Annotated in this window: 10 protein-coding genes; 9 read left to right on the top strand and 1 reads right to left on the bottom strand. The window is 70.5% G+C overall.

Annotated features, from left to right (window positions below; translation table 11 throughout):
• Positions 1–68: 68 nt before the first annotated feature.
• Genes npdG through cofH form a run of 3 tightly spaced genes read left to right on the top strand, consistent with a single transcriptional unit; the run spans position 69 to position 3,947 of the window.
• Positions 69–764 (top strand): NADPH-dependent F420 reductase, encoded by a 696-nt coding sequence (gene npdG / locus ACFOGJ_RS11170; RefSeq protein ID WP_379900274.1) that lies wholly within the window; start codon positions 69–71, stop codon positions 762–764.
• Positions 765–771: 7 nt separating this feature from the next.
• Positions 772–1,476, top strand: coding sequence for a 2-phospho-L-lactate guanylyltransferase (cofC, locus tag ACFOGJ_RS11165; protein WP_379900272.1), 705 nt, complete (start codon positions 772–774; stop codon positions 1,474–1,476).
• Positions 1,473–3,947, top strand: a complete 2,475-nt coding sequence (cofH, locus tag ACFOGJ_RS11160) for a 5-amino-6-(D-ribitylamino)uracil--L-tyrosine 4-hydroxyphenyl transferase CofH (protein ID WP_379900270.1) — start codon at positions 1,473–1,475, stop codon at positions 3,945–3,947. The genes cofC and cofH overlap by 4 nt, the downstream gene beginning before the upstream one ends.
• Positions 3,948–4,180: 233 nt before the next feature.
• Here the strand turns inward: cofH and ACFOGJ_RS11155 are convergent, their stop codons facing one another.
• A complete protein-coding gene (locus ACFOGJ_RS11155) occupies positions 4,181–5,884 on the bottom strand; it encodes a formate--tetrahydrofolate ligase (protein ID WP_379900268.1) in 1,704 nt (567 codons plus the stop codon).
• A gap of 255 nt (positions 5,885–6,139) precedes the next feature.
• Between ACFOGJ_RS11155 and ACFOGJ_RS11150 the strand changes: the two genes are divergently transcribed.
• The 6 genes from ACFOGJ_RS11150 (at position 6,140) to ACFOGJ_RS11125 (ending at position 12,717) form a co-directional block, all read left to right on the top strand.
• On the top strand, positions 6,140–6,766 hold the full coding sequence (locus ACFOGJ_RS11150) for a histidine phosphotransferase family protein (RefSeq protein WP_379900266.1): 627 nt from the start codon (positions 6,140–6,142) through the stop codon (positions 6,764–6,766).
• Between the two features lie 107 nt (positions 6,767–6,873).
• Positions 6,874–9,654 (top strand): hybrid sensor histidine kinase/response regulator, encoded by a 2,781-nt coding sequence (locus ACFOGJ_RS11145; RefSeq protein ID WP_379900264.1) that lies wholly within the window; start codon positions 6,874–6,876, stop codon positions 9,652–9,654.
• 25 nt (positions 9,655–9,679) lie between these two features.
• Positions 9,680–10,204: a chemotaxis protein CheW gene (locus ACFOGJ_RS11140; RefSeq protein ID WP_379900263.1), complete on the top strand. Its 525-nt coding sequence runs from the start codon at positions 9,680–9,682 to the stop codon at positions 10,202–10,204.
• A gap of 107 nt (positions 10,205–10,311) precedes the next feature.
• Positions 10,312–10,677 carry a response regulator gene (locus tag ACFOGJ_RS11135; RefSeq protein WP_379900261.1) on the top strand — a complete coding sequence of 122 codons (366 nt, stop codon included), beginning with the start codon at positions 10,312–10,314 and terminating at the stop codon, positions 10,675–10,677.
• A 49-nt stretch (positions 10,678–10,726) separates the two neighbouring features.
• Positions 10,727–11,905, top strand: coding sequence for a protein-glutamate methylesterase/protein-glutamine glutaminase (locus ACFOGJ_RS11130; protein WP_379900462.1), 1,179 nt, complete (start codon positions 10,727–10,729; stop codon positions 11,903–11,905).
• Positions 11,902–12,717, top strand: coding sequence for a CheR family methyltransferase (locus ACFOGJ_RS11125; RefSeq protein WP_379900259.1), 816 nt, complete (start codon positions 11,902–11,904; stop codon positions 12,715–12,717). Before ACFOGJ_RS11130 ends, ACFOGJ_RS11125 begins: the two co-directional genes overlap by 4 nt.
• The last annotated feature ends 4 nt before the right edge of the window (positions 12,718–12,721 follow it).

Genomic DNA, 12,721 nt, shown 5'->3' with positions numbered 1-12,721 from the left:
GCGGCAGGTGGGGCAATGAAAGGGAAGATGCGTATCGTGAGTGCTGTGGTGGGAAAGGCGGACCGGCCGTGACGACTGACGGGCCGGCCGGTGCGCAGACGGTTCTGGCGATCGTGGGCGGCAGCGGCGCCCTGGGCGGCGGCCTGGCCCTGCGGGCGGCGCGTGCGGGCATCCCGGTGATCATCGGCTCGCGCACGGCGGAAAAGGCGGCGGAGGCTGCTGCATCCGTGGCCGCGGCGGTGCCGGGCGCTGCGGTGCAAGGTGTGGAGAATGTGGCAGCCGCCAAGGCCGGCGACATGGTGCTCGTCGCCGTGCCGTTCGCGAGCCAGGCGGAGACCCTGGCGGCGATCGCGCCGCATGTCGCGGGCAAGATCGTGGTGGATACGACTGTGCCGCTGGTGCCGCCCAAGGTCGCCAGGGTGCAGCTGCCGCCGGAAGGCTCCGCCGCGGCCTGCGCGGCGAAGGCGCTGGGGCCCGAGGCGCGGCTTGTCACTGCCTTCCACAATGTTTCCGCCCAGAAGCTGCGCGGCGAAGGACCGGTCGGCTGCGACGTGCTGGTCTTCGGCGATGAGCCGGAGGCGCGCGCGGCGGTGATCGAGCTGGCCGACCGGATGGGCCTGCGCGGCCTGCATGGCGGCGTGCTGGACAATGCCGCGGCGGCGGAGGCGATGACCTCCGTGCTGATCGCCGTCAACAAGCGCTACAAGGTGGCGGAGGGGGCGGGTCTCCGCATCACCGGGATCGGCGGGACCTCGGAGGACTAAGCGCCCGATGGCCGGTGCCTTTCCAGACATCCCGCTTTGCCCGGCGCCGCGTGCCGGGGCCGCCTGGGCCCTGGTGCCGGTGAAGCGCCTGGACCGTGCGAAGAGCCGCCTGGCGCCGCGCCTGTCGCCGGCGGGCAGACAGGCGCTGCAGCGGGCGATGCTGGCGCAGGTCCTGTCGGTGCTGCGGCGGGCTTCCGGCCTGGACGGCATCGCCGTCGTCACTGCCGACCCGGCGGTGGCGGCGATCGCTGCGCGGTTCGGCGCCCGGCAGCTGCCGGAGCGGCGTGAGGGTCTCAATCCCGCATTGTCGGACGGCGCCCATGCCCTTCGTGCTGCCGGTGCCGGTTTCGTCGCGGTCGTCCCGGCGGACCTGCCGGAACTGGATGCTGCCGACATCTCTGCCGCCCTGGCGGAGGTGCGACGCAGCCATGCGACCCTCGTGGTGCCCGACGCCGCCGGCAGCGGCACCAACGGCCTGGTCTTTCCGGCGGACCGGCCGCCCCGCTTCGCCTTCGGCGCCGGCAGCTGCCGGCACCATCTGGCGCAGCCGGGTACATGCCGCCACCCGCTTGCAAGCCTTGCGCGGGATGTCGACCTGCCCCGCGATCTCGCGGCCCTCGACCTGTCATTCCTGGGGCTTAACGCATGGCGGATGCAGGATGCCGTGCCGCCACCGCCTCCCATAGCCGAAGTGATGAGTCAGTCCCGATGAGCGACCTGCCGATCGAAGCCTGGATCAGCCGCCTGACCTCCGGCGGCCGGCTGCAGCCGGACGAGCTGGAGGCCCTGGCCGGCCGCGCGCCGCTGCCGGCGCTGCTGGTGGGGGCGGCGGCGATCCGCGACGCCGGCCATGGCGCCAACATCTCGGTGTCGCGCAAGGTCTTCGTGCCGCTGACCCAGCTCTGCCGCGACGTCTGCGCCTATTGCACCTTCGCGCATCCGCCGAAGGCGGGCGAGGCGGTCTACCTGGACCGCGAGGCTGTGCTGGAGATCGCCCGCGCCGGCGCCCGTGCCGGCTGCGACGAGGTGCTGTTCACCCTGGGCGACAAGCCGGAGGTGCGCTATCGCGCGGCCCGGGAGGCGCTCGACGCGCTCGGCCATGCCAGTACCCTCGATTATCTGCACGAGATGGCGGCGGCGGTCCTGCAGGAGACCGGGCTGCTGCCGCATATCAATGCCGGGGTGATGACGGAGGCCGATATCGCACGGCTGCGCGGCGTCTCCGCCTCGCAGGGCCTGATGCTGGAGACGGGGTCCGACCGGCTGTCCGCCCGCGGCGGGCCGCATTGGGGCTCGCCTGACAAGCAGCCGGCCGCCCGCCTGGCCACCATCGCGGCCGCCGGGCGGGCGCGCGTGCCGTTCACCAGCGGCATCCTGATCGGCATCGGCGAGAGCCGGGCCGAGCGCCTGGCCTCCCTGCTGGCGCTGCGGGACCTGCATGACGCGCACGGCCATATCCAGGAGGTGATCGTCCAGAACTTCCGCGCCAAGCCGGGCACAAGGATGGCCGGCGCGGCCGAGCCGGATCTCGAGGAACAGCTCTGGACCATCGCGCTGGCCCGCTTCGTCTTCGGGCCGGCAATGTCGATCCAGGCGCCGCCCAACCTGCGGGCGGAGGGGCTGGCGGCGCTGATCGGCGCCGGCATCAACGACTGGGGCGGCGTCTCCCCCGTCACCCCGGACCATGTGAACCCGGAGGCGCCCTGGCCGGCCTTGTCCCGCCTGGCGGCGGAGACCGCGGCTTCGGGTAAGACGTTGGTGCCGCGGCTGACGGTCTATCCGGCCTATCTGCAGCGGGCGGAGGCCTGGCTCGATCCGGCGGTCCGCAGCGCCGCGATCGCGCGCGCCGATACCGAGGGCTTCGCGCATGAGACCGGCTGGCGGGTCGGCCATGGGCGGGAGATCGTGCCGCTGGAGACGGGCATGCCGGCCCTGCCGCGCGACACCGCCCTGTCGGCCGCCATCGACAGGGCGATGGCCGGCCGGGCGCTGGAAGAGGCGGAGATCGTCACCCTGTTCCGTGCCCGCGGCCCGGCGGCCGCGGCGGTCCGCGACGCGGCGGACGCCCTGCGGGCGGAGCGGGTCGGCGGCACGGTCGGCTATGTCGTCACCCGCAACATCAACTACACCAATGTCTGCGGCTATCGCTGCCGCTTCTGCGCCTTTTCCAAGGGCAGGCTGGCGGAGAATTTGCGCGGCCGGCCCTACGACCTGACCCTGGAGGAGATCCAGCGCCGCACGGTGGAGGCCTGGCAGCGCGGCGGCACCGAGGTCTGCATGCAGGGGGGCATCCATCCCGACTATACGGGGGAGACCTACCTGGAGATCGTGCGTGCGGTGAAGGCGGCGGTGCCGGAGATGCATGTGCATGCCTTCTCGCCGCTGGAGGTCACGCAGGGCGCGCGTACCCTGGGGCTGTCGGTGGCGGAATTCCTGTCCGCCCTGAAGGAGGCGGGGCTCGGCTCCCTGCCCGGCACGGCGGCGGAGATCCTCGACGACGAGGTCCGCGCGCGGCTCTGCCCGGACAAGATCCGCACCGATGCCTGGCTGGAGGTGGTGGAGACGGCGCACCTGGTGGGCCTGCGCACCACCGCCACGATCATGTTCGGCCATATCGAGCGCTACGTGCACTGGGCGCGGCACCTGTTGCGGCTGCGCCGCCTGCAGGAGCGCACCGGCGGCCTGACGGAGCTGGTGCCACTGCCCTTCGTGCATATGGAGGCGCCGATCTACCTGTCCGGCGACGGCGCCCGGCAGGGCCCCAGCCTGCGGGAGGCGATCGCCATGCATGCCGTGGCCCGGCTGGCGCTCAACCCGGTCCTGCCCAACATCCAGGCGTCATGGGTGAAGCTGGGCGAGGCGGGGCTGGCCGCGGCCATGCGCAGCGGCGCCAACGACCTGGGCGGCACCCTGATGGACGAATCGATCAGCCGGGCGGCCGGCGCCGACCACGGCCAGGAGCTGCCGCCGCAGCGGATGATCGAGATCGCCCGCGGACTTGGCCGCATGCCGCGCCAGCGCAGCACCCTCTATGGCGATGTGCCGGACCGGCAGTGCGAGCGGGCGCTGCAGGCGCCGCCCCTGACGGCGGTGGTCAACGCCCCGGCCGGCCGGCACGCCCGCACCGGCGGCGCCCAAGCCCGCGGGGCGGGGGGCGCCGGCGGCCTGGGGGGCGGGGACTGAGGCAGTCCTGGTTCGGGCAGCATCGCGTCGTTCCCGGGCTTGACCCGGGAACCCATTCCGCAAACGTGCGGGCGTCCGGAAGGCTGGCGGAATGGATCCCAGGCTCAAGGCCTGGGATGACAGTTACTGGGACACTCGTCTTCGCCCTCGGCTGACCCGCCCTAGGACAGCCCGTTGCGGCAGTTGCGGGGACACTATACATAATCGCCGGCACCGCGGCCGGCTGACCCGCCCTAGGACAGCCCGGTGATGCGGCCGTCGGCGCCGAGGCCGATGCGCTCCGCGGCGGGGTGCCGGGGCAGGCCGGGCATGGTCATGATGGTGCCGCAGATCGCCACCACGAAGCCGGCGCCGGCGGACAGCCGCACCTCGCGCACCGGCACCACATGGCCCGTGGGCGCGCCCTTCAGGGCCGGGTCGGCGGAAAGGCTGGACTGGGTCTTGGCGACGCAGACCGGCAGCCCGCCGAAGCCCGCCTCCTGCAGTTCGGCCAGCATGCGGGCGGCGGCCGGCTCCAGCGCGATGTCGGCGGCGCCGTAGATCTCCCGCGCCAGGGTGCGCAGCTTGTCCTCCAGCGGCATCGCGTCGGGGTAGAGCGGCTTGAACGCCGACTGCCCGCTGCCGGCCAGTTCCGCCACCCGCCGGGCCAGATCGGTGGCGCCGGCCCCGCCGCGGGCCCAATGGTCGGATTCGATCGCCTCGACCCCCTCGCCCTCGCACAGCTCGCGCAGGCGGCGGCGCTCCGCCTCGCTGTCGCCGGAGAAGCGGTTGATCGCCACCACCACGGGCACGCCATACTTGCGGACATTGGCGACATGTCGCGCCAGGTTGGCGAAGCCCCGCTCCAGCGCGGCGACATCCTCCCGGCCCAGCTCGTCGCGGGCCAGCCCGCCATGCATCTTCAGGGCGCGGATCGTCGCCACCACCACCGCGGCGTCGGGCGCCAGGCCGCCCATCCGGCACTTGATGTCGAAGAACTTCTCCGCCCCCAAGTCGGCGCCGAAGCCGGCCTCGGTGACGGTGAAGTCCGCCATCTTCAACGCCGCCCGGGTGGCGATCAGCGAGTTGCAGCCATGCGCGATATTGGCGAAGGGGCCGCCATGGACCAGCGCCGGATTGCCCTCCAGGGTCTGCACCAGGTTGGGCTGGATCGCGGTGGCCAGCAGGGCGGCCATTGCACCCTCGGCCTGCAGCTCGGCGGCGGTGACGAAACGCTTGTCGCGGCTCCGGCCCACCACCATGCGCCCCAGCCTGGCCTGCAGGTCGGCGCTGTCGGCGGCCAGGCAGAATACCGCCATCACCTCCGACGCGACGGTGATGTCGAAGCCGCTTTCCCGCGGCGTCCCCCCGGTCGGCCCGCCAAGGCCCAGGACGATGCCGCGCAGCGCCCGGTCGTTGATGTCCATGCAGCGCCGCCAGGTGATCCGCTGCGGGTCGAGGTCCAGCGCATTGCCCCAGTAGAGATGGTTGTCGACCATCGCGGCGAGCAGGTTGTTGGCGGCGCCGATGGCATGCAGGTCGCCGGTGAAATGGAGGTTGATCTCCTCCATCGGCACCACCTGGGCATAGCCGCCCCCGGTCGCGCCGCCCTTGACCCCGAAGCAGGGGCCGAGGGAGGGCTCCCGCAGGGCGATCACGGTGCGGTGGCCCAGGGCGTTGAGGCCGTCGCCGAGCCCGATCGTGGTGGTGGTCTTGCCCTCGCCCGCCGGGGTCGGGGTGATCGCGGTGACCAGGATCAGCCGCCCGTCGGGACGGGGCTGCAGGTCGCCGAGATAGCCGGCGGAGAGCTTGGCCTTGTCCCGGCCGAACGGCAGCAGGGCCGAATCGGGAATGCCGGCAGCCTCCGCCACCTCCTGGATCGGCCGGATCCGGTGCGCCTGTGCGATCTCAAGGTCGGACAATTGTGCCTTGTGCTGGTCCTGCTGCGGCTGCGCCATGAACGGCCCCCTCCTTCTGTCCCTGTTCTTCCGGCCGGCCCCCCGGGCGGACCGACCGGTCGCGCCACCGCCGGCCGCGGCGCCCGGATGAATTTGCCGGCGCCTGACGGTAGACTTTCGCCTCGCTGGTCGAACGCTTAGCAGCCGAAGCGCCCGGCGGCGAGGGGGAGGCCGGCATCCCGGGCGGCGGATGACCGGGCAATGGCCGGGGCACGTCAGGACCCTGCGGCGACACAAAAGGGCGAGCGAGGCGGCATGACAAGTTTGAAGCTGGCCGGGCTGATGTGCTCCAGGCTGTGTCACGATCTGGCCGGGCCGATCGGTGCGCTGCAGAACGGCATCGAACTGATGGCCGAGGATGACGACCCGGATCTCCAGGCGCAGGCGATGGATCTTGTCGCGATGGCCTCCGATCAGGCCGGCCGCAAGCTTCGGTTCTATCGCCTGGTGTTCGGCGCCGGCCTGGCCGGCGGCGAGGACCTGCCGTCCGAGGAGTGCCGTGCCGCCCTGGCAGGCCTGCTCGATGGCGGCCGCATCCAGCTCGACTGGAGCCTTTCGGATGGCGTCTGGCCGCGCCAGCTGGGCCGCCTCGTGCTGGCCTTGACCCTGATCGCTTCGCAGGGGATGCCCCGCGGCGGCCGCCTTGCCGTCGCCCCGGGCGACGGTCAGGCGACGGAGCCGGGCGGCGTGGCCGTCACCTGCGCCGGCGAAGGCGCCGCCCTGGACCAGGGCGCGGCCGGATTTCTCAGTGGCGAACGGGCGCTGGACGATGCCGCCACCCCAGGTGACGCGGTGGCCTGCCTGGCCTATGAACTGAGTGGGGAAACCGCACGACCGGTCACAATCGAGGCCGCCGACGGGGGATTCCGCCTTCGCCTGTGACGTTTCGGGCGGGGAGGGAGGACAGGCCGGCAAGGGGCTTTCGCGTTTACCGTGATTTAAGAGGTTTCCGCGATAGTCCGCACATCCGGAATGGGGACTGGCGAGACATGGACGAACTCCTGCAGGAATTCCTGACCGAAACGAACGAGAGCATTGCCCTGCTCGACGTTGAACTGGTCAACCTTGAACAGAACCCGGACAATCCGGGCCTGATCGACAACATTTTCCGATTGGTCCACACGATCAAGGGCACCTGCGGCTTTCTGGGGCTGCCCCGGCTGGAAAAGGTCGCGCATGCCTCGGAGAATGTCCTGGGCAAGGTGCGCGACGGCGAACTGGCCGTCAGTCCGGCTGCGGTCAGCCTGGTGCTGGCATCCATCGATCAGATCAAGTCGCTGCTGAACAGCCTTGAGATGACCGAAAAGGAGCCGCCCGGCGACGATTCCGCGCTGATCGGCAAGCTCAACCACCTGGCGGAAACCGGCGAGGTCCCGGGCGCCGCGGCGGCGCCGGCAGCCGGTGCGGCGGATGCGGCTGCCGAAGAGGCGCCGGCCAAGCCTGCCAAGGCCGCGAAGAAGCCGGCCGCGAAGAAGCCGGCCGCCAAGGCCAAGAAGGCGGCGGCGGAAGCCGAGCCTGCCGAGGAGGCGGAAGAGCCCGCGGGGGGCGACCTCGCCAAGTTCGACCCCGAGCTGGGCCGCGAGCTGCTGCCAGGCGAGGTGAGCCTGGCGGAGCTGGACGCGATCTTCGAGGCGACCGAAGCGGCGCCGGAGACCGCACCGCCGCCGGCCGCCGCGCCGGTGGCCGCCAAGACCGGCCAGGTCGAGGAGGGGCAGGAGCGCGGCGAGTCCGCGATCGCCAACCAGTCGATCCGGGTCAACGTCAACCTGCTCGAGAACCTGATGACCATGGTCAGCGAACTGGTGCTGACCCGGAACCAGCTGTTGCAGATGGTCCGCGGCCAGGAGGGTTCCGCCTTCACCGTGCCGCTGCAGCGCCTGAGCCATTGCACCAGCGAGCTGCAGGAAAACGTCATGAAGACGCGGATGCAGCCGATCGGCAATGCCTGGGCGAAGCTGCCGCGCATCGTCCGAGACCTGGGCATGGAGCTGGGCAAGAAGATTCAGCTCGACATGCACGGCCAGGACACCGAGCTGGACCGGCAGGTTCTGGACCTGATCAAGGACCCGCTCACCCACATGGTCCGCAACTCCGCCGATCACGGCCTGGAGATGCCGGATGCCCGCCGGGCTGCCGGCAAGTCCGAGACGGGCCATGTCCGCCTGAACGCCTTCCACGAGGGCGGCCATATCATCATCACCGTCGCCGACGACGGGAAGGGCCTCTCCACCGAGGGGATCCGCCGCAAGGCGATCGAGAAGGGCCTGGTGTCCGAGGCGGAAGCCGTCTCCCTGACCCAGGCGCAGATCCAGCAGTTCATCTTCAAGCCCGGCTTCTCGACCGCCGCCAGCGTGACCAGCGTCTCCGGCCGCGGCGTCGGCATGGACGTCGTCCGCACCAACATCGAGAAGATCGGCGGCACGATCGAGCTGCGCTCGGAAGAGGGCCGCGGCACCACCTTCACCATCAAGATCCCGCTGACCCTGGCGATCGTCTCCGCGCTGATCGTGGAATGCGCCGGCGAGCGCTATGCGATCCCCCAGCTGTCGGTGGTGGAACTGGTGCGCACCGCCTCGAACTCCGAGATGCGGATCGAGCAGATCCAGGACACGCCGGTGCTGCGGCTCCGCAACCGCCTGCTGCCGCTGGTCTTCCTGTCGAAGGTGCTGGACCTGGCGGCGGCGGTCGAGAAGCGCGAGGCCTTCGTGGTCGTCGTGCAGGTCGGCAGCGCACAGTTCGGCATCGTGGTCGACGGCGTCTTCGACACCGAGGAAATCGTGGTGAAGCCGGTGGCGCCGGTGCTGCGCGACATCTCCGTGTTCGGCGGCAATACCATCCTCGGCGACGGCAGCGTGATCATGATCCTCGACGTGAACGGCATCGCCAGCCTGCTGGAGGATATGCAGATGGAGGAGAAGCTGGCCGAGGAGGAGGAGGAGCGCCATCGCGCCACCACCGACGAGTCGACCTCTCTCCTGCTGTTCCGTGCCGGCGGCGCGGAGCCCAAGGCGGTGCCGCTGGGCCTCGTCGCCCGGCTGGAGGAGCTGCCTGTGGAATCGATCGAGCATGTCGACGGTCGCGACATGGTGCAGTATCGCGGCGCGCTGATGCCACTGCTGCGGATGCGCCACGACGTCGCGGTGCGCGACAGCGGCCGCCAGCCGGTCCTGGTCTTCGCCGATGGCGAGCGCACCATGGGCCTGATGGTGGACGAGATCCTCGACATCGTCGAAGCCGGGCTGAAGGTGGAGATGGCGTCGGAGATCGACGGCATCGTCGGTACCGCGGTGATCGCGGGCAAGGCGACGGAGCTGCTGGACCTCGGCTACTACCTGCAGCTCGCCTTCGGCGATTGGTTCAACACCCGCCGCGAGAAGGCCTTCGGTACGCAGGAGGCGACCCGCCGGATCCTGCTGGTCGACGACAGCCCGTTCTTCCGCAACATGCTGACCCCGATCCTGGGGGCCGCGGGCTACAACGTGACCGCGGTCGGCAGCGCGGACGAGGCGCTGGCCCTGCGGAACAAGGGGCTGACGTTCGACATCATCGTCAGCGATATCGAGATGCCGGGCATGAACGGCTTCGATTTCGCCGCGGAGGTGCGCCGCAGCCCGGACTGGCAGTCGGTGCCGCTGATCGCGCTGTCGTCGCATGCCACGCAGCACGACTTCGAGCAGGGGCGGACGGTCGGCTTCTCCGACTACATCGCCAAGTTCGACCGCGATGCGCTGCTGTCGGTGCTGTCGCACACGCTCGGCGAAGCGGCCTGAAGCGCGCGCTCTGGGGAGATAACAGATGTCTGAAGATAAGAGCCGTCAGGTCAGCATCCGCTCGAACGCGCCCGCGGTGGCGGGCGAGCGTGCGGTCCAGTCGCTGGGCGGGGCGCGGGATTTCGTCACCGTCACCATCGCCGACCAGGTGTTCGGCATCCCGGTCCTGGAGGTCCGCGACGTGCTGCGGCCGCAGGACATGACCCGGGTGCCGCTGGCCCCGCGCGAGGTCGCCGGCGTCCTGAACCTGCGCGGCCGCATCGTCACGGCGATCGACGTGCGCTGCCGCCTGAACCTGCCGCCGCGCGACGAGGGCGAGAAGGGCATGAACGTGGTGGTCGACTTCCACGGCGAGCCCTATGCGCTGGTGTTCGACAGCGTCGGCGAGGTGCTGAGCCTGCCGGACGATAGCTTCGAGCGGACGCCCCCCACCCTCAACCCGCGCTGGCGGGAGGTTTCCGACGGCATCTATCGCCTGGACGGTCGACTGCTGGTGGTGCTGGAGGTGGAGCGGCTGCTCAACTTCGCGAAGTCGAACGTCGCCGCCTGACCGGCGGCGTGCATTCGTCGCCGTCAACCAGACTTCCGGAATGCTGCGGCATGCGGTATTGCCGGACTCGTGCGTGAAACGCCCCCTGCAATGAGGGTCCGAGGGCGATGAAGACCTGCCTGGTCGTAGACGATTCCCGCGTCATCCGCATGGTGGCGCGCCGCATCCTCGAACAGTTCGGCTTCCGCGTCGTCGAGGCGATCGACGGCAAGGAGGCGATGGCGGCCTGCGACTCGGCGATGCCGGAAGCAATCCTCCTCGACTGGAACATGCCGGTGAAGTCCGGCATCGATTTCCTGCGCGAACTCCGCGCCCGTCCGGGCGGCACCGACCCGGTCGTGGTGTTCTGCACCACGGAGAACGACATGGAACATATCCAGGAAGCGATGGCCGCCGGTGCCGACGAGTACATCATGAAGCCGTTCGATCGCGAGATCCTGCAAGCCAAGTTCCAGCAAGTGGGACTGCTGTAAGTTGGCCGTCGGCGCGCAGGGCATTCCGCCGGGTGGCCCCTACAGAGTCATGCTGGTGGATGATTCCGCGGTTATCCGCGGCCTCATGGCCCGCTGGATGAAGGACGAGGCGGCTGTCGAGGTCGTCGCATCGGTCGGCGACGGCTCGCAGGCGCTGCGCCAGGTCGCGCAGATCCGGCCGGAAGTCATGGTGCTGGACATCGAGATGCCGGTGATGGACGGCCTGACCGCGCTGCCGCAGCTCCTGCAGGCGATGCCGGGGCTGAAGGTCATCATGGCCTCCACCCTGACCGAGCGGAACGCCGAGATCTCGCTGAAGGCCCTGGCGGCGGGCGCCGCCGACTACCTGACCAAGCCGAGTTCCACCCGCGACGCGGGCACCATCTCCGACTACCAGCGCGACCTTCTGGACAAGATCAAGGCGCTGGGCCAGGCGACCCGGGCCAGCCAGCCGCGGCGTGCCTTCGCGCCGCCCGGCAGCGCCACGCCGGCCGGACGCGGTGCCGCGCCGGCGACGGCGCGTGCCGCCGCGCCGGCGGCCGATGCCCGGGGCGCCCCGGGAACGACCTCGGCAACGGCTCCGGCAAGGTCGCGACAGGGGCTCTACGGCGGCGGGCCCATCACCCTGCGTCAGCACCGGGTGACCGTGCCGCGGGTGCTGGCGATCGGCAGTTCCACCGGCGGGCCGCAGGCCCTGTTCACCCTGTTCCAGGACCTGAAGAACGATCTCAAGCTGCCGGTGCTGGTGACCCAGCACATGCCGCCCACCTTCACCCGCATCCTGGCGGAGCATCTGACCCGGATCTCCGGCCTGAACGCATCCGAGGCGCGCGACGGCGAGCCGCTGGAACGCGGCCGGATCTACGTGGCGCCCGGCGACTGGCACATGGTGGTGGCCGGAGGCAGCAGCGCGCCGGTGCTGCGGCTGAACCAGAATCCGCCGGAGAATTTCTGCCGGCCGGCGGTCGATCCGATGTTCCGCAGCCTGGCCGAGCAGTTCGGCGCGGCGGTGCTGGCGGTGGTGCTGACCGGCATGGGCCAGGACGGGCTGGCGGGAGGACGTGCCCTGGCGCAGCAGGGCGCGACCCTGCTGGCGCAGGATGAGGCGACCAGCGTGGTCTGGGGCATGCCCGGTGCTGTCGCGTCGGCAGGCATCTGCAGCGCGGTCCTGCCGCTGCCGGAGATCGGTCCGGCGGTGCGCAAGGTGATGACGGGAACGAAGCCGTGACCCCCGCCGATTTCGACCTGCTTGCAGGGATCCTGAAGGACCGTTCCGGCCTTGTCGTCCAGCGCGACAAGCTCTACCTGCTGGAAAGCAGGCTGGTGCCGCTGGCCCGGAAGCGCGGCCTGGGCGGCCTGCCGGAGCTGGTGGCGGAAGTCAGGAAGAGCCGCAACGAGGCGCTGCTGTCGGCGATCACCGATGCGATGACGACCAACGAGTCGTTCTTCTTCCGCGACACCAAGCCGTTCGACACCTTCCGCGAGGTCACCCTGCCGGCGCTGCTGGAGAGCCGCGCGTCGCGCAAGTCGTTCCGCATCTGGTCGGCCGCCTGCTCCACCGGGCAGGAGCCCTATTCGCTGGCGATGATCCTGAAGGAGCAGGGGCCGAAGCTGGCCGGCTGGCGCATCGACATCGTCGCTACCGACCTGGCCGCCGAGGTCCTGGGGCGCGCCAAGGAAGGCCTCTACACCCAGTTCGAGGTACAGCGCGGCCTGCCGATCCAGATGCTGATGAAGTATTTCAAGCAGGAAGGCGACCGCTGGCGCATCGACGCCGGGATCCGCCAGATGGTGCAGTACCGCACCTTCAACCTGCTGGACGAGTTCACCGCGCTCGGCAAGTTCGACGTGGTGTTCTGCCGCAACGTGCTGATCTATTTCGACCAGCCGACGAAGGGGAAGGTGCTGGGCCGCATGGCGCGCTGCATGACCCCGGACGGGCATCTCTACCTCGGCGGCGCGGAGACCGTCCTCGGCATCTCCGACGCCTTCAAGCCGGTGACCGGCCAGCGCGGCCTCTACTTCCCCGCCGCAGCCTGAGGGC

The organism is Marinibaculum pumilum, from assembly GCF_042646425.1.
In the GTDB taxonomy this organism is placed as follows: Bacteria; Pseudomonadota; Alphaproteobacteria; order Ferrovibrionales; family Ferrovibrionaceae; genus Marinibaculum; species Marinibaculum pumilum.
The sequence above is the reverse complement of the archived record's forward strand: the minus strand, read 5'-3'. Positions and strand labels throughout refer to the sequence as shown.

Coding starts and splice junctions, on each gene's coding strand:
- cofC (WP_379900272.1), top strand. CDS start 772: ATGGCCGGTGCCTTTCCAGACATCCCGCTTTGCCCGGCGCCGCGTGCC.
- cofH (WP_379900270.1), top strand. CDS start 1,473: ATGAGCGACCTGCCGATCGAAGCCTGGATCAGCCGCCTGACCTCCGGC.
- ACFOGJ_RS11155 (WP_379900268.1), bottom strand. CDS start 5,884: ATGGCGCAGCCGCAGCAGGACCAGCACAAGGCACAATTGTCCGACCTT.
- ACFOGJ_RS11150 (WP_379900266.1), top strand. CDS start 6,140: ATGACAAGTTTGAAGCTGGCCGGGCTGATGTGCTCCAGGCTGTGTCAC.
- ACFOGJ_RS11145 (WP_379900264.1), top strand. CDS start 6,874: ATGGACGAACTCCTGCAGGAATTCCTGACCGAAACGAACGAGAGCATT.
- ACFOGJ_RS11140 (WP_379900263.1), top strand. CDS start 9,680: ATGTCTGAAGATAAGAGCCGTCAGGTCAGCATCCGCTCGAACGCGCCC.
- ACFOGJ_RS11135 (WP_379900261.1), top strand. CDS start 10,312: ATGAAGACCTGCCTGGTCGTAGACGATTCCCGCGTCATCCGCATGGTG.
- ACFOGJ_RS11130 (WP_379900462.1), top strand. CDS start 10,727: ATGCTGGTGGATGATTCCGCGGTTATCCGCGGCCTCATGGCCCGCTGG.